The following is an 18,435-nucleotide window of genomic DNA, read 5'->3' as shown; positions in this document are numbered from 1 at the left end:
TGATAATGCGGCCCGCCCCGCGGGGCTACCACGGCCGGACGGCACCCACGCAGCGGCCGACTTCAAAGCGCGTAAACCGCCTTGTACGCATCCGTACAAACCTTGTACGAAGAACGTTTTCAATTGGCCGGGGCGTTGCGTCTGCGCTTCACCCACTGCCCTTAAAACCACGCGGAAGGCAGCGCTTGGCGGCGCTTGCCGCTACCATGAGACGCATCGATCCACTGGATGAACCCTCCAACACGCCACAACGGTCACCAGCCCATGACTCTTTCCAGACCCCACCTGATTGCCGCAGCCCTCATGGCTGCTGCCTCCGCCCTCCCCGTTTTCGCGCAGCAGGCCGGCACCTGGTCCCTCTCGGCCGGCGTCACGCGCATCAAACCTTCAGTGGACAGCGACAGCCTCACGGGCAACATACCGAATGTGCGCGTCGGCGTCAGCAACGACACCCGGCTGACAGGCGCGGTGAATTACATGATCACCGACCACCTGAACCTGCACCTGCCGCTGGGCCTGGGGTTCCGGCATGACGTCACCGGCGACGGCGTGCTCGCGGGTTTCGGCAAGGTGGCCGAAACCAAGGCCTTGCCAGTCACGCTGATCGCCCAGTACCGCTTCTTCGAAGCCAACGCCAGCTTCCGGCCCTACCTGGGCGCCGGCCTGTCCTACGTGCGGTTTTACAAGGAAAAGGGCAGCGCCCTGCTGACCGCGCTGACCAATCCCGGTGGCCCACCCACCGGGGTGTCCTTCAAATCCAAGCTGGCCCCGTCCTTTCAGATAGGAGGGGTCTACAAGCTCACCGAGAAATGGTTTGTGGAAGGCAGCTACACCAAGACCCTGCTCAAGACGCGCGGTACGCTGAGCACGGGCCAGACGATTGACGTAAGGCTGGACCCCAACTGCTTCACGGTGCAGCTGGGCTACCAGTTTTGATCCCGCGCCTGCCGGAGAAGCGGGGATAAACCCCGAAAATCAGGATGACCGGCCGAATCGGCCGTCGGCCTGGCGCCTGAACTCGGTGGGCGTCATGCCCTTGATCTCCAGGAAACGCCGGTTGAAGTTCGCCACGTTGTTGAACCCGACCTGGTAACAGATGTCGGTGACCTTGTGGTCGGTCTGCATCAGCATGTGGCAGGCGCTGTTGATGCGCACGCGGTTGACGAAATCGGTAAAGCTGTTGCCGGTGGAACGCTGGAAGAAGCGGCTGAAACGGCTTTCACTCATGCCGAGCTCGGCTGCCACGGCCGACATCGAGATCGGCTCCGCCATGTTGGCGGTCATACGGTTGACGATGCCGTTGATCTGGTCGACCTGCGCATCGCCATCGGCGCCCTGCGCCCCTTGCATCTGTACGCTCGACAGCAGCCGGTAGTCCGTCCATTGCGCCAGATCGGCCATGAACTCGAAAAATCGGCCGAGGCGGCGCACTCCGCGCGAGGCCTTGATGTTGTCCCAGTGCATTTGCGCCTGTTGCGACATGCCAAAAAATTCGATGCCGTGGCGCGCCCGCTCGAGCAATTGCATCACCTCGCGCAGTTCGGGAATCCCGGCCGCCGCGCGTTCGATGGGTTCGTGATGGAACTGGATCACCCGGTCGCGTCCCGCGGCGCCGCCTTCGGGCACGTCGAGCGAAATCCAGTTGTGCGGCAGCCGCGGGCCGCACAGCACCAGATGGCCCGGCTGGAACGGCCCTATCCAGTCGCCGACAAAGGCCTTGCCCGAGGTCTCGGTGATCAGGTGCAGTTCATACTCTTCATGAAAATGCCAGCGTACCAGCGGACTCGGGAAGCCGTGCGCAAGGCAGCGCACCAGACCGGTTTCAGGGGCCTCGTAGCCGAGCAAGGGAGAGCGCGCGATGTCGCGTTCCAGCTCGGGCTGGCGCTGGCGGGGTATAGCGCGTCTGGATGCGGACGTGGTCATGGCAGCCTGGATCAGGACCGGGAAGCAAGGGCCTCATTGTCCTCCCGCAGGAGCGCGGCGCGAACGGCTTCCAGCGTGGGTGGATCGGCGCCTTCGCGGGTGCAGTTCAGTGCGGCGGCCATGGCGGCGAAGCGCATCACTTCGCGCCATGCGCTGTCGCCCAGCTCGCCGAGCTGGGCCGGGTTCTCGACGCCATGCGCAAGCAGCGAAACCGAGAGCCCGGCCGTGAAAGTGTCGCCCGCGCCTATGGTGTCGATCACCTTGACGCGCGGCGCCGCCACGGCAAGCGCTTCGCGCCCGGTGCGCCAGAGCGTGGCGCCGCTGGCGCCGCGCGTGACGATCACCGCACGCGCACCGGCTTGCAGGCAATCCGCCGCCAGTGCATCGGCAGGCCGGCCGGGCGCCAGCAGCTCGGCGTCTTCGTCGCTGAGCTTGACCAGGTCGGCCATCGCAAACCAGCCCACGGCACGCGCACGGTAGGCCGCCATGTCGGGAATCAGGCTGGGCCGCACGTTGGGATCGAACATGATCACACGGCGCCCTGCGTTGGCGGCCATCAGATCGGTGATGCGCGTGGCGGCAGGTTCCTGCAGGAGCGCGATCGAGCCAAAGTGCAGAAAACGGCAGTCCGCCGGCAACTGGGGCAGCGGCTCAGGCGCCCAGGTCGCGTCGGAGCTGCCGCGCGTATAGAAGGCATAGCGGTTGGTCTGCGGTGTGCGCTCGACGAAGGCCAGGGTTGACGGCGCATGGCTGCGCAGGATGAACCGGGTGTCCACCCCGTTTTGTTCGAGAAAACCCATCAATCGTTCGCCGAACAGGTCGGTCGACAGTTGCGTGAGGAAACCGATGGGCGCCCCGAGGCGGGCGCAGGCGACGGCCGTGTTGAGCGGCGAGCCGCCTTCATGGCCCAGGAAAGCCAGCGTGCCTGCCTCGCCGGCGGTGAAATCGATAAGGGCCTCGCCCGTGATTGCAATGCGCATGGTGGATTCTCGGTCAATGCAAGGCGCCGGCGTCGGCCAGGAATCCGCGCTCGGCAGCCAGCGTGGCGGGATGGTCGAGCAATTCCGCGAAGAGGCGCGGAGGAATCGTGATGGCCCCCACACCCAGCCCCAGCAAGGAAAGGTAGGCCTCGCGGGAGCGGACGCTCGCCACCAGCAGGCGGGTGCCGGACGAAGGCCGCCGATCCACCAGCGCCTGCATCTGCTCGATCAGCGCCAACCCGTCAGCACCGGCGTCTTCGAGCCGCCCCAGGTAGGGTGCCGCATAAGCCGCGCCCAGCTGTGCGGCAAAGTGCGCCTGCTCGGGTGCGTAGACAGCCGTCCACGTGACGGGTACACCCTGAGCGATAAGCCGTGCGCCGGCATCAAGGCCCTGGCGGGTGGCGGGAATCTTCACGACCAGCTGGCCCCGGTCGAAGTGCGACAGCAATTCTTGCGCGTCTTCGAGCATGCCGTCGACATCGCTCGAATACACCTGCGCCTGCACCCGCCGCGCGCCCAGGTCGATGCAGCGCGCCAGCAGGCCGGGCACGGCCGAACGGCCTATGCCCGCGCGCCGCAGCAGCGTGGGATTGGTTGTCACGCCGTGGACCACCGGGTGCGGGAGGCAGGCCTGCAGTTCGGCCAGGTCGGCGCTGTCGAGGTACAAATGGAAGTCGTCATTCATCGCGTTCAAGCCCGGGAAATCAGCTCATGACGTTACCACCATCGACATTCAGGGTCTGCGCCGTGATGTAGCGCGCTTCGTCGCTGGCGAGGAATACCGCCGCACCCGCGACGTCGGCCGGTACACCCATGCGGCCAAGCGGCACTTCCAGGCCCACGCGCCGCTTCTTTTCTCCCGGCGGCAGGCCTTCCGCCCTGGCGAACAGGCTGTCGACACGGTCCCACATCGGCGTATCGACCACACCGGGGGCAATGCCGTTGACGCGAATGCCATGCGGCGCCATGGCCAGTGCGGCGCTCTGGGTGTAGCTGATGACCGCGGCCTTGGTCGCGCAGTAGTGCGACACCAGCGCTTCGCCGCGCCGGCCGGCTTGTGAGGCCATGTTGATGACCGACGCACCCTGCGTGCCGGCTTCGACCATGTGGCGAAGCACGGCCTGCATGACAAAGAACATGCCCTTCACGTTGACGGCAAACAGCTCGTCGAAAGAAGCCTCGTCGCTGTCGAGCAAAGGCGCGAGGTCGAACACGGCCGCGTTGTTGAACAGCGTATGGATGGGACCAAAAGCGGCTCGTGCCTCCGCGAGCAGGCGCGCAATCGCCTTGGCGTCCGTGACATCCGCCGCGATGTAGGCAAGACAGCCCGGATGGCGCGTCTGCAGCGCCCGCACAGCCTCGGGCGCCGTTGCCGCGCGGTCCACCACACTGCAGCGCGCGCCTTCAGCAATGCAGGCCTCGGCGACCGCCAGGCCTATGCCACCACCGGCGCCGGTCAACAGCACGTGGCGGTTTTTCAGACGTTCGCTCATGCTGTTGCCCCCAGATTCATGAAATCCGACACACGCCCGCTCGCACTGCGCACGGCGTCGATGAGCCGCGCATCGCCGGCGGCGATCCCCCACAGCGCCGCGTCCGAACACAGCGCGATGACCGGGTCGGCAGCGCCGCAGATCGCGTGTGCCACGGCCTCGTCCATGCCCTGGTCCTGGTAGGCATAAGGCAGTTCCCCGCGATGCCAGCGCTGCAGGAAGGCGAGGAACAGCGCGGGCAGCATCGCAACGCTGGCTATCGGCTGGCCCGCGGCGAGCCGCTCGCGCACCGTGGGCGCGATGAAGCCCGGGATCTTCGAAAAACCATCGGCCGCCACGCGCTGGTTGGTGTCGCGGATCGAGGGGTTGCCAAAGCGGTCGATGACCACGTCCCGGTAGACCGCAAGGTTGATCGGGCTTGGGACCTCAGGCGAACTCAGGCAGGGAATCACGTCGTCGGTCACGTAGTCCCAGGCCATTTTCCGGATCGCCGCATGGTGCGTGCCTTCGTGGATAAACTCCAGCCCCAGCAGCGTGCCGGCCCAGGCAATGCAGCTGTGCGTGGCATTGAGGATGCGGATCTTGGCCTCCTCGTAGGGTTGCACCGATTCGACCAGCTCAACGCCCACACGGCCCCAGTCGGGGCGCCCGGCCGCGAACCTGTCTTCGATCACCCACTGGATGAAACTCTCGCCCGTGACCGCCGCCGAATCGTCGCGCCCTGTGGCGGCCTTCACGCGGGCGCGCAACTCAGGCGGCGGGCGCGGCGTGATGCGATCGACCATCGCGTTCGGGCAAAGGGTGTTTGCGCCGACCCACGAGAGCAGGTCGCCATCGCCCGCAAGTTCGATGAACTCGCGCAGCCCGTCACGGAAGCGGTCGCCGTTGTGGCGCAGGTTGTCGCAGTTGAGCAGGGTGACCGGGCCGGCCTGCCTTGCCTTGCGCGCGCGCAGGATCGCGCAGACGGCGCCATAGATGGTCATGCCCTCGCCGCCCTCACCACTCTCTTCCCCGATCTCGCCGCGGCGTGCGCGTTCAAGGTCCGCCGCCAGATCACTGAAAGACAGGTCCAGCTTGCCCTGGGTGTCGAGGTAGTAGCCCGCCTCGGTCACGGTGAATGAAACGATGCGCGTGGACGGCGCCGCACCGCGAGAGATCACCGCGGCCAGCGAGTCTTCCCAGGGGAGCACTTCGCGGATGGCTTCAATCTGTTCGTAGCGGTACTCGCCGGCCGGCGATACGGTTTCCAGCGTGTAGCGCCCGCCCTGTGCCTGCAGGGCCGCGACCACCTCGGCCATATCGGGCCGGATGTTGGCGCCCACTATTGACCAACGGGTGTCGCCCGCATCGATCAGCCGCTGAAGATAGGCGGCCTGGTGGGCCCGATGAAACGAACCCAATCCAAGGTGAAGCACCGTGAATTCCGAAAGGGCCCGTGGAGTTTGCGCAAGAGGCGCTGTGGCGAGAATCAAGGGGATGCCCGAAAGAAGAGGGAGGAAGGGAAGAAGGAAGGAATCAGGCCGGGACCGCACGGCCTTCACTGTTGAACAGGTGAAGCACCGACGGGTCGAGTTCGACCGCCACGTCGTCACCCGCATGCAGCGGCGTGCGTTCGTTCTGGCGGGCTATCAGCGGCACGCCGCCTACGTCGACATGAATCAAGGTGTCGGCGCCGAGCGCCTCGATCAGCTCCACGTGGCCCGGCACCCCCGAAGCAGCGGCCTGCTTTGGATGCACGCGCAGGCCTTCCGGCCGTACGCCCAGGAAACCGTCGCCTGGCAAGCGTCCGCCGGTGGCCGCCGAAAAGCTCGGAATCGCGCCAGCCGCCACCATGTTCATCGACGGCATACCGATGAACTGCGCGACAAACCGGTTCGCCGGATGGTCGTAGAGTTCGAGCGGCGTGCCGACCTGCTCGATCAGCCCGTCCCTGAGCACCACCACGCGGTCGGCCAGCGTCATGGCCTCGACCTGGTCATGCGTGACGTAGATGGTCGTCGCGCCGAGTGCGCGGTGCAGCTTGTGGATTTCGACGCGGGTATTGCCGCGCAGCGCGGCATCCAGGTTGGACAAGGGCTCGTCGAACAGGAATACCTTGGGCGCGCGCACAATGGCGCGGCCAATCGCCACGCGTTGCCGTTGCCCGCCCGACAGCTCTTTCGGCGTGCGGCCGAGGTACTGGGTGAGATTGAGCGTCTTCGCCGCGTGCTCGACCTTGGCCTGGATCTCGCTTTTCGACACACCCGCAAGCTTGAGCGCGAAGGACATGTTGTCGTACACGCTCATGTGCGGGTAGAGCGCGTAGCTCTGGAACACCATCGCCAGGTCGCGCTTGCCCGAAGGCACCCCTGTGATGTCCCTGCCGTCCAGCAGCAAGTTGCCTTTGGTGATGGGCTCCAGCCCCGCGATGAGGCGCAGCAACGTCGACTTTCCGCAACCCGAAGGCCCGACGAAGACGATGAACTCGCCCTTGTTGATTTCAAGATCGATGCCGCGAATGATTCGGGCCTCCCCGAAACTTTTCTCGATGCCCTTGAGTTCCAGATAAGCCATCAGTCAATTCCTTTCATTTCACCGCGCCGAATGTCAGGCCTTGCACCAGCTGCTTCTGGCTGAACCAGCCGAACACGACGATGGGCGCGATCGCCATCAGCGAGGCGGCCGAGAGTTTGGCCCAGAACAGGCCTTCGGGACTGGAGTACGAGGCGATCAAGGTCGCCAGCGTTCCGGCCTTGGCCGAACTGAGGTTGAGGGCCCAGAAGGCCTCGTTCCAACTCAGCACCAGGCACAGCAGGCCGGTCGAAGCCAGGCCGCCCACCGACAGCGGCAGCACCACATGGCGGAATTCGGTCCAGAGGCTGGCACCGTCCATGCGCGCGGCTTCCAGGATCTCGTTCGGAATGTCCTTGTAGGCGCTGTAGAGCATCCACACCATGATCGGCAGGTTCGACAGCGTGAACACGATGGTCAGCGCGGTGAGCGAATCCAGCAGGCCCGCGGTCTGCGCGAGAACGTAGATCGGCACCAGCGCGCCCACCGCCGGCATCATCTTGGTGGAAAGCATCCACATCAGGATGTCGCGCGTCCTCTTCGTGCGGAAGAAGGCCATCGAGTACGCCGCGGGCGCCGCGATCAACAACCCGATGAGGGTCGAGCCCAGGCTGGTGATGAGCGAGTTGCGCGCATAGAGCAGGTAATCGCTGCGGCGCTGCACTTCGCTGAAGTTGTCGAGCGTGGGTTCAAAGATAAACAGCGGCGGCACATGAATCGCCTGGAGTTCGGTCTTGAAGGCCGTGAGAAACAGCCAGCCGAGCGGAAAAAACAGCAGCAGCGCCGCGGCCCACGCGCCCACGGTGCGAAGCAGTTGCGCAAGAAAGTCGCCTGGTTGCATGGTTCAGTTGCTCCGCTGCGTAAGGGTGTGCATCATGTCTAGTCGAGGTTCTTGCCGACGATGCGAATGAGGAATACCGCCACGATGTTGGCCACCACCACCGCGAACAAGGCACCCGCCGAAGCCACGCCCACGTCAAAGTTCATCAGCGACTGTTTGAAGATCATGTAGGTGAGATTGGTGCTTTCGTTGCCCGGTCCGCCATTGGTGGTGATGGCGATTTCGGCGAACACGCTGAGCAGAAAAATCATCTCGATCATGATCACCACCGCCATCGGCCGTCCGAGATGCGGGATGATGAGATAAAAGAAGCGCTGAAAGGAACTCGCGCCGTCCATGCGTGCGGCTTCCATCTGCTCACGGTCAAGCGATTGCAGCGAGGTAATGAAGATCAGGCAGGCGAAAGGCAGCCATTGCCAGGCCACCATGATGATCACCGACAACAGCGGCACATCGGTGAGCCAGTCGACCGGCTGCGCGCCGAAGAATCGCCACAGGTCGGCCAGCACGCCGTAGATCGGATTCATCATCATGTGCTTCCACAGCAGTGCGTTCACCGCGGGCATGACGAAGAACGGCGAAATAAGCAGCACCCGCACGACGCCCCGCCCCGGAAATGGCTCGTTCACCAGCAAGGCGAGCAGCACGCCGAATACCACCGTGATGAGGATCACGCTGCCGATCAGCAGCAGCGTGTTCCAGGTCGCGGGCCAGAAGTCCGGGTCGGTGATGAAGTACTCAAAGTTCTCGATGCCCGCGAACGGATGGGCGCCGGGTTGCATGAGGTTGTAGCTCACGAACGAGAAATACAGGGTCATCACGAGCGGCACGATCATCCAGAGGAAGAGCGTGAGCACTGCGGGGGCCATGAGCGCGCGCGGCAGGAGGCGGTTCATGTAGTGAATCCCGGGGCGAAGTGTGGGCGGCCTGGGGGATTACTTGCGATTACTTGTAGTACCCGGCTTTTTTCATCTCGCGCTCGGCAGCCGTCTGCGATGTCTTCAGGGCCTGGTCCACCGTGACCTTGCCCGACAGGGCAGCGCTCATCTGCTGGCCCACCGCCACGCCGATGGCCTGGAACTCGGGAATGGCCGCGTACTGCACGCCGACGTACGGCGACTTGGGCAACGTGCTGTCGCTGAGGTTGGCGCTGTCGATGGCTTTCTTCTCGGCGGCGGCGAACTTTGCGACCTTCTGGAACTCGGGGTTTGCGTAGGTCGATTTGCGCGTGCCGGTGGGCACCGCGCCCCAGCCGTGTTCCTTGGCGACCAGGTTGATGTATTCCCTGGAAGTCGCCCATTTCACAAAGGTCTGGGCGGCCGCGCCCTTGGTCGAGCTGGCAGGGATGGCCAGGTTCCAGGTCCAAAGCCAGTTGGCACCCTTGGGCGTGACGGCAACCGGCGCCTGCGCAAAGGCTACCTTGTCGGCCACCTTCGACTGCTTCGGATCACTGATGAACGAGGCGGCGATGGTGGCATCCACCCACATGCCGCACTTGCCTTCATTGAAGAGTGCGAGGTTCTCGTTGAAGCTGTTGGCCGAGGCGCCGGGCGGGCCGTAGGCTTTCATCAGGTCCACGTAGAAGCTGATCGCGTCCTTCCAGGGCTTGGTGTCGATCTGCGGCTTCCACTGCATGTCGAACCACTGGCCACCGTTGGTGTTGACCAGCGTGGTGAGGAAGGCCATGTTGTCGCCCCAGCCCGGCTTGCCGCGCAGGCACATGCCGTACACGCCGGCTTTCGGGTCGTGGATCTTGCCGGCCAGTTCCTTCACCTGTGTCCATGTGGGCTGATCGGGCATCTTGAAGCCGGCCTTGTCGGCGAGGTCCTTGCGGTACATCAGCATCGAGCTCTCACCGTAGAACGGCGCGGCATAAAGTTTGCCTTCATGCGACAGCCCGGCGCGGATGGCGGGCAGCAGGTCGTCGACGTCATAGGCGGCATCGGTGGCAATGGGCTGCAGCCAGCCCTTCTTCGACCAGATCGGCGCTTCGTACAGGCCGATGGTCATCACGTCGAACTGCCCGCCCTTGGTGGCGATGTCGGTGGTGACGCGCTGGCGCAGCGTGCCCTCTTCGAGCGTGACCCATTTGAGCTTGATGTCGGGATGGGCCTTTTCAAAAACCGGCGTGAGCTTCTGCATTTCGATCATGTGGCCGTTGTTCACCGTCGCCACCACGAGTTCGGTCACGGCATGGGCCATGCCGGCGCCCGAGAGTGCAAGCGCCAGGCCTGCCTGGATAAAACCCTTCATGAGATGTCTCCTTCGTTATGTCGTTCGAAACGGCAGCTTTGCCGCTCACTGCATTCTGGGGAAACCTCCTGGCGGGGTTGATACCAGATCAAAGGACCTTGATACTTTGTTGCATTGAAGGAGTGGGAATTTCCCTAAATGCCGCATCAGTAGATGCAACAAATTGTCAAGGCGGGCGCGATGTGGCCCTGCCGGTTCGGGCCGCCGGCCTGCGACGTTCTCACAAATGGACAGAGAAACCATGCCGCGACCGGCGCAGATGCGCCGACCGGATGCGGCGCTACTTGCGCGCGACGGCCGAAGCCGGTACCAGCTTGAGCGGCCCGTAGAAGGCCTGCAGCTGGCCTTCGTTTTTTTCACCTTCGGTGAAGACCGCGAAACTCAGCAAGGCGCCCGGGTCTTCGCCAAAAGCCTTGCGGTAGTCGGCACGGATGTCGCGCTCGTAGCTGCGCCATTCGTTGTAGCCGTGGTCGCCCGAGTCGACGACGATCTTGCGGATGCGGTCGGTGCGCTCGTTGACGACGACCTCGCCGGGCTGGTTGACCCGCGACCACGAATACACCAGTGTCGCGAACGGCATCTCTTCGCCGGTCAGCAGGCGGCTCAACTCCGACAGCAGGGAGTTTTTCATCGACAGCCGCGAACGGTCTCCTTCGAACGCCAGCACCACCCGCACCGGCACGTCATCGAGTTGCGGCAGCGTGAGGTTGGCGCCGGCACCGGCGTTCGGCACGTTCCAGGAAAAACGCACGAGGCCAAGCTGGTCCGGCTCGATGCGATAGCGATGGCGCAGGATGCTGCCGGAGGCCTCAGCCTTCGCCAGCACCGCGTCGCGGCCTTCATGGCGCACATAGCTGTAGCTGGCCGGCTGCTTGCCGGGCACGCGGAATATTTCCCACTTGAGGTCGTCGGGCTTGAGTTCCCCGCCTATAGGCGGCGCCGACATTGCGGCCCAGGCCGTGCCGGTCACCCCTTCCGCCAGGCCCACCGTGCCGCCCTGGCTGGCCGGTTCGTCGACACCGGCATCCTCATCGGTGGGCGCGCGGGTTGCGCAGCCGGCGACGAGGGCCATCGCGAGCAGCACCGCGGCAACGCTCGAAAAACGAGGGGAAACACGGGGGGACGGGACGGGTAAAGACATGGTGCGGGTCATCGAAAAAATCGGCGAAGCGGCAAGTTGACCACGGAAGCACGCGGCCCCGCAATGGAAAAACGCACAGTTTTGCGCAAATCAGCCGGCGATTTTGCGCAGCAGGCCGGCCGTCGAGCCGTCAAGGCCGGACACATCCCCGCTGCGCAGCCGCGGCTCTATGTCCCTGGCGAGCACCTTGCCGAGCTCGACGCCCCACTGGTCAAAGCTGTTGATGCCCCAGATCGCGCCGCTGGCGAAGACCCGGTGCTCCTGCAGCGCGACCAGTGCGCCGAGGCTGGCGGGCGTGAGCCGCTCCAGCAGCAAAAACGTGCTGGGCCGGTTGCCGGGGAAATGTTTGTGGCCGCCTCCATCTTCCTTGCCTTGCATCAGCGCCTGCGCCTGGGCCAGCACATTGGCCAGCAAGGTGGCATGGTGGCCCGGCAGGCTGTGGCCGGCCTGCCTGACGGCGACAAACTCTACCGGCACCACCGTGCTGCCCTGGTGCAGCATCTGGAAATAGGCGTGCTGGCCGTTGGTGCCGGGCTCGCCCCACAACACGGGCGAGGTGGCGAAAGGCAGGGCCTGGCCGTCGGCATCGACGCGTTTGCCGTTGCTTTCCATTTCCAGCTGTTGCAGATAGGCCGGCAGGCGCCGCAGGGCGCTACTATAGGGCGCGATGCTGCGGCTGCTGAAGCCGTAAAAATTGCGGTACCAGACGTCCAGCAAACCCAGGCGCACCGGCAGGTTGCGCGACAGCGGGGCCGTGCGGAAATGCTCGTCCATGGCATGCGCGCCGGCCAGCAGCTCGCGAAAGCCCGCCGCGCCTATGGCAATGGCAATCGGCAGGCCTATGGCCGACCAGAGCGAATAGCGCCCACCCACCCAGTCCCAGAAGCCGAACGTGGTCTTGATGCCGAAGGCATTCGCCGCGGCGACGTTGGTGGTGAGGGCCGCGAAATGTCGGCCGACGTCCGTGCCGCCTTGTGCTTCGAACCAGCGCCGCGCCGAATGCGCGTTGGTCATGGTCTCGGTAGTGGTGAAAGTCTTGGACGCGACCAGGAACAGCGTGTTTTGCGGTTTGAGCCCTCGCAGCACGCCGGCCAGCTCACCGCCGTCGACGTTGGAGACAAAGTGAAAGCGCCTGCCGGGTATGGCGAATTCAGCCAGCGCCAGCACCGCCATCTGCGGCCCGAGGTCGGAGCCGCCGATGCCGATGTTGACGATGTCGGTGATGGCGGTGTCGGCGCGCACTTGCTCCGCGTAGGCCAGCATGGCGTCCAGGGTTTCATGCACGCGCGCGAGATCACCGCCCATGCCACCGGCGGCCGGGCTCCTCAGTAAAAAATGCATCACGGCGCGCTGCTCGGTGCCGTTGATCAGCTCGCCGGCGAACATGGCGTCGCGGTGCTGCTCAAGCCGGCATTGCGCGGCCAGCTCCAGCAGCAAGGCCTCGCTGCCGGCGTCGATCAGGTTTTTCGAGAGGTCGGCAAAAACGTGCGGCGCGTCCTGGCTGAAGTGCCCGAAGCGGCCGGGGTCGGCCGCGAAGGCCTGGCGCAGGTCAAAAGACTTTCCGCGGGTGTCAAAGCAGGCCTGCAGCGCGGCCCAGGCCGGCGTGCGGTCACAGCGGGGTCGGGGCTGCACGGCCATGGCTCAGGCCGCCTGCATCAGCTGTTCGAGCTTCACGGCATCGGCCGCGAACGCGCGTATGCCCTCGGCGAGTTTTTCAGTGGCCATTGCGTCTTCGTTGAGCGCATAGCGGAAACCGGCTTCGTCGTAGTTGACGGCGGGCAGATCCAGCGCGGCGGCCGCCTTGGCGTCCAGGGCGCGCGACAGTGGCGCATCGGAGGCCGCGAGCTGGGCCAGCAGTTCGGGGCTGATGGTCAGCAGGTCGCAGCCGGCCAGCGCGGTGATCTGGCCCACGTTGCGAAAGCTCGCGCCCATCACCTCGGTGGCGATGCCAAAATGTTTGTAGTGGTTGTAAATCTCGCGCACCGACTTCACGCCGGGGTCGTTGGCGCCGGCCATCGCGGCTTCGTCCCAGGACGCGCCGGCGGATTTTTTGTACCAGTCGTAGATGCGGCCGACGAAGGGCGAGATCAGCTGCACCTTGGCCTGGCCGCAGGCCACCGCCTGGGCGAAGGAGAACAGCAGGGTGAGGTTGGTGTGGATGCCGCGCTGCTCCAGTTTCTCCGCCGCCTGTATGCCTTCCCAGGTGGCGGCGACCTTGATCAGCACGCGGTCGATGTGGATGCCTTCGGCCTGGTAAAGCTCGACGATGCGTTCGCCGCGCGTGTAGGTGGCGTTGGCGTCAAAGCTCAGGCGGGCATCGACTTCGGTCGAGACGCGGCCCGGGATGATGGAGAGGATTTCGCAGCCGAAACGCACCAGCAGGCGGTCCATGATTTCGTCGAGGGCGCGGCCTTTGAAGCGGCCCACGGTGTCCTTGAGCAAAGGCTGGTAATCGGCCTTTTGCACCGCCTTGAGGATCAGCGAAGGGTTGGTGGTGGCGTCCTGCGGCTTGAACTGCCCCAGTTGCTTGAAATCACCGGTGTCGGCAACCACGGTGGTGAACTGTTTGAGGGCGTCGAGTTGGGTCATGGCTGGATGCTGGGCAAAAGGCGGGCGTGGTCCGGATGAAACACCGCTGGACACCTGGGTGCAGGCATCGCACGGGCTTCAAGGTCGAGTTACCATTATGCCCATAGAATGTGAAACTTAATTACCAAGACACTTTTTTACCATGAGCTTTGACCTGATCCTCTTCGGCGGCACCGGTGACCTGGTGTGGCGCAAGATCATGCCGGCCTTGTTCCAGGCCTTTCGCCACGGCTCGCTGCCGGAAGGCGGGCGCATCGTGGGCGTGGCGCGCGACGACCTGTCCGACGACCAGTACCGCGCCTTGATCAAATCCCGCTTCGACAACGTCGAGCTGGCCAAACGCCCGAGCGAAGAAGAGTTCTCGCGATTTGCCGCGCTGCTGGGCTACCTGCGCATGGATTTGTCCAACCCGGCGGACTACGCCGCGCTGGCCGCGAAACTGCAGCAGCGGCCGGCCGACGTGGTGGTGATGTATGTGGCGACGGCGCCCAGCCTGTTCACCACCGTGTGCGAACAGATCGCCGCCGCCGGCCTCAACGGCCCCCAGACGCGGGTGGTGCTGGAAAAACCGCTGGGCCACGATCTGGCCTCCAACCGCGCCATCAACAAGACCGTGCGCAGCGTGCTGAGCGAGCAGCAGATCTTTCGCATCGACCACTACCTGGGCAAGCCCTCGGTGCAGAATCTGTTCGCGCTGCGCTTCGGCAATTCGCTGTTCGAGCCGCTGTGGCGGCGCGAGACCATCGCCAACATCCAGATCACCATCGCCGAGGACCTGGGCGTGGAAAAACGCGGCGCCTTTTACGACAGCACGGGCGCGCTGCGCGACATGGTGCAGAACCACGCGCTGCAGCTGCTGTGCGCCATCGGCATGGAGCCGCCCATCAACTCGCATGCCGACGCCATCCGCGACGAAAAGCTCAAGGTGCTGCGCTCCCTTAAGGCCTGGACGCCTGAAACACTGAGCCAGCACGTGGTGCGCGGCCAGTACGCGGCGGGCAACATCGACGGCGAACCGGTACCCGGCTATCGCGACGAAAAAGGCGTGCCCCCCGACAGCCGGACCGAAACCTTTGTCGCGCTGCGCACCGAGATCGCCAATTGGCGCTGGGCCGGCGTGCCCTTCTACATACGCACCGGCAAGCGCCTGGCCGGCCGCGACGCGCACATCGAGGTCAACTTCCGGCCTGCGCCGCACGCGATTTTCAAGACCTCCACGGCCGGCTCCAACGTGGCCAACCGACTGGTGATCAACCTGCAGCCCAAGGACGGCCTGGAGCTGCATTTGCTGGCGCAAGGCGCCGACCAGCGCTCCGGCAACAGCCATGCGCGCGGCACACCTTCGCTGGCGCCAGTGCAGCTGGACCTGGATTTCGACAAGCGCTTCGGCTCCGAGCGCGTGGGCGCCTACGAGCGGCTGTTGCTGGACGTGATCGACGGGCGGCTCAACCTCTTTGTGCGCAGCGACGAGCAGGAGGAAGCCTGGCGCTGGGTCGAACCCATCCTGGACAGCTGGAGCAATGATTCCGGCGCGCCGCGACCTTATGCCGCCGGTAGCTGGGGGCCGAGTGCCTCGAGCGCGATGATTGCACGCGACGGCTATTGCTGGAGTGAGGAGTGTTAAATATGTGGCCCCCACGGTCGTTCACTTCGTGTAACTCCCTGCCCCCCGAGGGGGCCGCTGCGCCTGCGGCCCGGCAAAGCCGGTTCCGCGGCCCTTGCTGGTTAGAAGAGCTCCCACATTTCCAGCGCGTTGGCGCCACCAGAGACCTATCCCACCATGCTTGATCGAATCAAGGCTTCGCTGCCGTCGCTCGCACCCGCCGAACAGCGTGTCGGCCGGCTCGTGCTGGGCGACCCGCGGGCCTTTGCCAACCTGCCCATCACCGAGCTTGCCAGCCGTTCGCATGTGAGCAAGCCCACCGTGGTGCGCTTTTGCCGCAGCATGGGATACGACGGGCTGTCGGACTTCAAGCTCAAGCTGGCAGGCAGCGTAAGTGAGGGCGTACCCTTTATTCACCGCAGCGTGGATGCCGACGACAAGACCGCCGACGTGATGGTCAAGGTGATAGACAACACCGTGGCGGCGTTTTTGAAGTATCGCAACGATGCGAGTTCAGTGGCGGTGGAAAGGGCCGCCGACGCGTTGCTGGCGACCTACAACAGCGGCAGGCGCATCGAGTTTTTCGGTGTTGGCAATTCGGGCATCGTTGCGCAGGACGCGCAGCACAAATTCTTCCGCCTGGGAATCACCAGCATCGCTTACAGCGACGGCCACATGCAGGTCATGAGCGCCTCGCTGCTGGGCCCGGGCGACTGCGTGGTGGTGATTTCGAATTCGGGCCGCACGCGCGACCTGATGGACGCCTGCGACATCGCGCGCAAGAACGGCGCGACCACCATCGTCATCACCGTCACCGGTTCGCCGCTCGCCGCGGCCGGCAACATCCACCTGACGGCCGACCACCCCGAGGGTTACGACCGCTACAGTCCCATGGTGTCGCGCCTGATGCACCTGATGATCATCGACATCCTGGCGACCTGCGTGGCGCTGCGTATCGGCAGCAAGCTGCAGCCGCTGCTCAAGGAAATGAAGAACAACCTGCGCAACAAGCGCTACGCCTGAGGCACCGAACCGCGGTATCAGGCGAGGGGCAGCGAACGCTCCACGATGCCGGCGAACAGTGCCGAGCCCAGCGGCAGCACGCTGTCGTTGAAGTCATAGCAGCTGTTGTGCAGGAAGCGGCTGCCGACGCCGCCGGTGGTGCCGCCTTTGCCGTCGGGCAACTGCTCGCCCTGGCCCAGGCGCAGGTAGGCGCCCGGCTTGACGCGCAACATGAAGGAGAAATCCTCCGAGCCCATGCTGGGTTCGAGGTTGCTTACCACGTTTTCCGCACCCACGAGCTGGTCCGCCACGGCGGTGGCCAGCGCGTACTCGGCGGGCGAATTGATGGTGGCCGGGTAGATGCGTTCGTATTTCACGGTGGCGGTGGCGCCGAAGCCCTGGGCCACGGCCGCGCACAATTCCTTGAGGCGGCGCTCGACAAGGTCTTGCACCTCGGGCTTGAAGGTGCGCACGGTGCCCACCAGCATGGCGGTCTCGGGCACCACGCTCATGGCGCCCAGGTCGCCCGCCCGGACGGCGCAAATGCTGATCACGGCATTGTCCATGGCCTTGACGTTGCGCGACACGATGCTTTGCACCGCGGTGATGATGTGAGCGGCCACCAGCACCGGATCCACCGTCAGGTAAGCATGTGCGCCGTGGCCGCCTTTTCCGGTGACCTCGATGGTGATGCGGTCGGCCGCGGCCATCATGGGGCCGGGGTTGATGCCGATGGTGCCGGGCTGCATCGCGGGCCAGTTGTGCATGGCGTAAATCGCCTGCACGGGAAAGCGCTCGAACAAACCGTCCTTGATCATGGCATCGGCCCCGCCGCGCCCCTCTTCCGCGGGCTGGAATACCAGCACCGCATCGCCGGCGAAGTTACGCGTTTCGGCGAGATAACGGGCGGCGCCCACCAGCATGGTGGTGTGGCCGTCGTGGCCGCAGCCGTGCATCAACCCAGTTTTTGAAGACTTCCAGCCGAACTCGTTGTGCTCGGTCATGGGCAACGCATCCATGTCAGCACGCAGGCCCACCATGGGCCTCAGGCCGGACTTGGCGGTTTGCTGGCCCTTGATGACGGCGACCACACCGGTCTTGCCGACACCCGTATGCACCTCGTCGACGCCGCACAGCTTGAGCGCATGCACCACACGGCTGGAGGTGTAGACCTCCTCAAAACCTAATTCGGGGTGGGCATGCAGGTCGCGGCGGAAAGCGGTGAGTTCGGGGTGGTACTGCACGATCTGCGCGAAAGCCCGGCCGCTGGCGCGCAGCTGGGGCGGGCGATCCGTGCTGTCGGCGATATCCGCCGCTGCGGTGGGCTGGAGGGATGAGGCACCTGGAATATTTGGAAGGGTGGCCGGAGCGCGCATGTCAGTGAAATTCCGAGTTCAGCTGTTGGAATACTAGTCTTGAAGGGATGGCGGTGCAAACACGGGGCTTTGTAAGAGCCGCACCGATGCGGCGGTCACGGCGGGAACGGCCACGGCGCTCAAAGGCCTGTTCACCAGGCTGACCGGGCCATACCATGCCTTGGTTTTTTGCCGCGTGTTGTCGCTGTCCGTCATGATGGCAATACCGACCAGCGCGCCCGGCGCTTCGCCAAAGGCTTTTTCATAGTCGGCGCGGATGTCGCGCTCGTAGTCGAGCCAGCGGCCAAGCCGCGCCGGTCCGGACTCCAGCACCAGCTTGCGGATGCGGTCGGTGCGAGGGTTGATCACCACGCTTTCCGGGGTGCTGTGCGTGCCCCACACATACATGAGGGTTGCATAAGGAAGCGGCTCACCCGTCAGGGCCAATGCCAGTTCCGACAACATGGCGTTTTTGGCGGAGAACTTCGAACGGTCGCCTTCGAAGGCGAGCAACACGCGCACCGGGGAATCGTCACTATCGCGCTGCGTCATGTCGGCACCGGCGATCATCATGGGCACCTTCCAGGAGAAACCCAGTTTGCCCAGGTCTGAAGGCTCGACCCGCAACTGCTGCCGCAGCATGCTGGCGGCGCTGTCGGATTCGCTGAAAACGGCTTCGCGCCCATCCAGCCGCACCGCGCGATA

General features: G+C 64.7%; 17 protein-coding genes. 3 read left to right on the top strand and 14 right to left on the bottom strand.

The window, feature by feature from the left end; genetic code table 11:
* Window positions 1-264 precede the first annotated feature (264 nt).
* On the top strand, window positions 265-936 hold the full coding sequence (locus AC1D0O_RS04730) for an OmpW/AlkL family protein (RefSeq protein ID WP_477652400.1): 672 nt from the start codon (window positions 265-267) through the stop codon (window positions 934-936).
* A gap of 39 nt (window positions 937-975) precedes the next feature.
* Here AC1D0O_RS04730 and AC1D0O_RS04725 read toward each other — a convergent pair whose 3' ends face one another.
* The 12 genes from AC1D0O_RS04725 to tal all read right to left on the bottom strand — a co-directional run bounded on the left by AC1D0O_RS04725 (window position 976) and on the right by tal (window position 13,770).
* Window positions 976-1,923 (bottom strand): AraC family transcriptional regulator, encoded by a 948-nt coding sequence (locus tag AC1D0O_RS04725; protein WP_477652399.1) that lies wholly within the window; start codon window positions 1,921-1,923, stop codon window positions 976-978.
* Between the two features lie 11 nt (window positions 1,924-1,934).
* Window positions 1,935-2,903, bottom strand: coding sequence for a carbohydrate kinase family protein (locus AC1D0O_RS04720; RefSeq protein WP_477652398.1), 969 nt, complete (start codon window positions 2,901-2,903; stop codon window positions 1,935-1,937).
* A 13-nt stretch (window positions 2,904-2,916) separates the two neighbouring features.
* Window positions 2,917-3,588, bottom strand: coding sequence for a transaldolase family protein (locus AC1D0O_RS04715; protein WP_477652397.1), 672 nt, complete (start codon window positions 3,586-3,588; stop codon window positions 2,917-2,919).
* Window positions 3,589-3,607: 19 nt separating this feature from the next.
* Entirely contained in the window at window positions 3,608-4,396 is a 789-nt protein-coding gene (locus tag AC1D0O_RS04710) for an L-iditol 2-dehydrogenase (RefSeq protein WP_477652396.1), read from the bottom strand.
* On the bottom strand, window positions 4,393-5,811 hold the full coding sequence (gene dalD / locus AC1D0O_RS04705) for a D-arabinitol 4-dehydrogenase (protein ID WP_477652395.1): 1,419 nt from the start codon (window positions 5,809-5,811) through the stop codon (window positions 4,393-4,395). Before dalD ends, AC1D0O_RS04710 begins: the two co-directional genes overlap by 4 nt.
* Window positions 5,812-5,911: 100 nt before the next feature.
* Entirely contained in the window at window positions 5,912-6,949 is a 1,038-nt protein-coding gene (locus AC1D0O_RS04700) for an ABC transporter ATP-binding protein (RefSeq protein ID WP_477652394.1), read from the bottom strand.
* A 13-nt stretch (window positions 6,950-6,962) separates the two neighbouring features.
* A complete protein-coding gene (locus AC1D0O_RS04695) occupies window positions 6,963-7,787 on the bottom strand; it encodes a carbohydrate ABC transporter permease (protein WP_477652393.1) in 825 nt (274 codons plus the stop codon).
* Between the two features lie 38 nt (window positions 7,788-7,825).
* Entirely contained in the window at window positions 7,826-8,683 is an 858-nt protein-coding gene (locus tag AC1D0O_RS04690; RefSeq protein WP_477652392.1) for a carbohydrate ABC transporter permease, read from the bottom strand.
* A gap of 49 nt (window positions 8,684-8,732) precedes the next feature.
* A complete protein-coding gene (locus tag AC1D0O_RS04685) occupies window positions 8,733-10,040 on the bottom strand; it encodes an ABC transporter substrate-binding protein (RefSeq protein WP_477652391.1) in 1,308 nt (435 codons plus the stop codon).
* Window positions 10,041-10,320: 280 nt separating this feature from the next.
* The gene (locus tag AC1D0O_RS04680; RefSeq protein WP_477652390.1) at window positions 10,321-11,181 is read right to left on the bottom strand and encodes a DUF3047 domain-containing protein; all 861 of its coding nucleotides are present in this window, start codon (window positions 11,179-11,181) and stop codon (window positions 10,321-10,323) included.
* 90 nt (window positions 11,182-11,271) lie between these two features.
* Window positions 11,272-12,819 (bottom strand): glucose-6-phosphate isomerase, encoded by a 1,548-nt coding sequence (gene pgi / locus AC1D0O_RS04675; protein ID WP_477652389.1) that lies wholly within the window; start codon window positions 12,817-12,819, stop codon window positions 11,272-11,274.
* Between the two features lie 3 nt (window positions 12,820-12,822).
* On the bottom strand, window positions 12,823-13,770 hold the full coding sequence (tal, locus tag AC1D0O_RS04670; RefSeq protein WP_477652388.1) for a transaldolase: 948 nt from the start codon (window positions 13,768-13,770) through the stop codon (window positions 12,823-12,825).
* A gap of 142 nt (window positions 13,771-13,912) precedes the next feature.
* Here tal and zwf point away from each other — a divergent pair, with 142 nt between their 5' ends.
* Both zwf and AC1D0O_RS04660 read left to right on the top strand, forming a co-directional pair.
* On the top strand, window positions 13,913-15,394 hold the full coding sequence (gene zwf, locus AC1D0O_RS04665) for a glucose-6-phosphate dehydrogenase (RefSeq protein ID WP_477652387.1): 1,482 nt from the start codon (window positions 13,913-13,915) through the stop codon (window positions 15,392-15,394).
* 156 nt (window positions 15,395-15,550) lie between these two features.
* A complete protein-coding gene (locus tag AC1D0O_RS04660) occupies window positions 15,551-16,396 on the top strand; it encodes a MurR/RpiR family transcriptional regulator (protein ID WP_477652386.1) in 846 nt (281 codons plus the stop codon).
* Between the two features lie 17 nt (window positions 16,397-16,413).
* Here the strand turns inward: AC1D0O_RS04660 and AC1D0O_RS04655 are convergent, their stop codons facing one another.
* Both AC1D0O_RS04655 and AC1D0O_RS04650 read right to left on the bottom strand, forming a co-directional pair.
* On the bottom strand, window positions 16,414-17,751 hold the full coding sequence (locus AC1D0O_RS04655; RefSeq protein ID WP_477652385.1) for a M20 aminoacylase family protein: 1,338 nt from the start codon (window positions 17,749-17,751) through the stop codon (window positions 16,414-16,416).
* Window positions 17,752-17,784: 33 nt separating this feature from the next.
* The gene (locus AC1D0O_RS04650) at window positions 17,785-18,426 is read right to left on the bottom strand and encodes a DUF3047 domain-containing protein (protein WP_477652384.1); all 642 of its coding nucleotides are present in this window, start codon (window positions 18,424-18,426) and stop codon (window positions 17,785-17,787) included.
* Window positions 18,427-18,435 lie beyond the last annotated feature (9 nt).

Source organism: Polaromonas sp. P1_F2 (assembly GCF_056405735.1).
The sequence above is the reverse complement of the archived record's forward strand: the minus strand, read 5'-3'. Positions and strand labels throughout refer to the sequence as shown.

Coding starts and splice junctions, on each gene's coding strand:
- AC1D0O_RS04730 (WP_477652400.1), top strand. CDS start 265: ATGACTCTTTCCAGACCCCACCTGATTGCCGCAGCCCTCATGGCTGCT.
- AC1D0O_RS04725 (WP_477652399.1), bottom strand. CDS start 1,923: ATGACCACGTCCGCATCCAGACGCGCTATACCCCGCCAGCGCCAGCCC.
- AC1D0O_RS04720 (WP_477652398.1), bottom strand. CDS start 2,903: ATGCGCATTGCAATCACGGGCGAGGCCCTTATCGATTTCACCGCCGGC.
- AC1D0O_RS04715 (WP_477652397.1), bottom strand. CDS start 3,588: ATGAATGACGACTTCCATTTGTACCTCGACAGCGCCGACCTGGCCGAA.
- AC1D0O_RS04710 (WP_477652396.1), bottom strand. CDS start 4,396: ATGAGCGAACGTCTGAAAAACCGCCACGTGCTGTTGACCGGCGCCGGT.
- AC1D0O_RS04700 (WP_477652394.1), bottom strand. CDS start 6,949: ATGGCTTATCTGGAACTCAAGGGCATCGAGAAAAGTTTCGGGGAGGCC.
- AC1D0O_RS04695 (WP_477652393.1), bottom strand. CDS start 7,787: ATGCAACCAGGCGACTTTCTTGCGCAACTGCTTCGCACCGTGGGCGCG.
- AC1D0O_RS04690 (WP_477652392.1), bottom strand. CDS start 8,683: ATGAACCGCCTCCTGCCGCGCGCGCTCATGGCCCCCGCAGTGCTCACG.
- AC1D0O_RS04685 (WP_477652391.1), bottom strand. CDS start 10,040: ATGAAGGGTTTTATCCAGGCAGGCCTGGCGCTTGCACTCTCGGGCGCC.
- AC1D0O_RS04680 (WP_477652390.1), bottom strand. CDS start 11,181: ATGTCTTTACCCGTCCCGTCCCCCCGTGTTTCCCCTCGTTTTTCGAGC.
- pgi (WP_477652389.1), bottom strand. CDS start 12,819: ATGGCCGTGCAGCCCCGACCCCGCTGTGACCGCACGCCGGCCTGGGCC.
- tal (WP_477652388.1), bottom strand. CDS start 13,770: ATGACCCAACTCGACGCCCTCAAACAGTTCACCACCGTGGTTGCCGAC.
- zwf (WP_477652387.1), top strand. CDS start 13,913: ATGAGCTTTGACCTGATCCTCTTCGGCGGCACCGGTGACCTGGTGTGG.
- AC1D0O_RS04660 (WP_477652386.1), top strand. CDS start 15,551: ATGCTTGATCGAATCAAGGCTTCGCTGCCGTCGCTCGCACCCGCCGAA.
- AC1D0O_RS04655 (WP_477652385.1), bottom strand. CDS start 17,751: ATGCGCGCTCCGGCCACCCTTCCAAATATTCCAGGTGCCTCATCCCTC.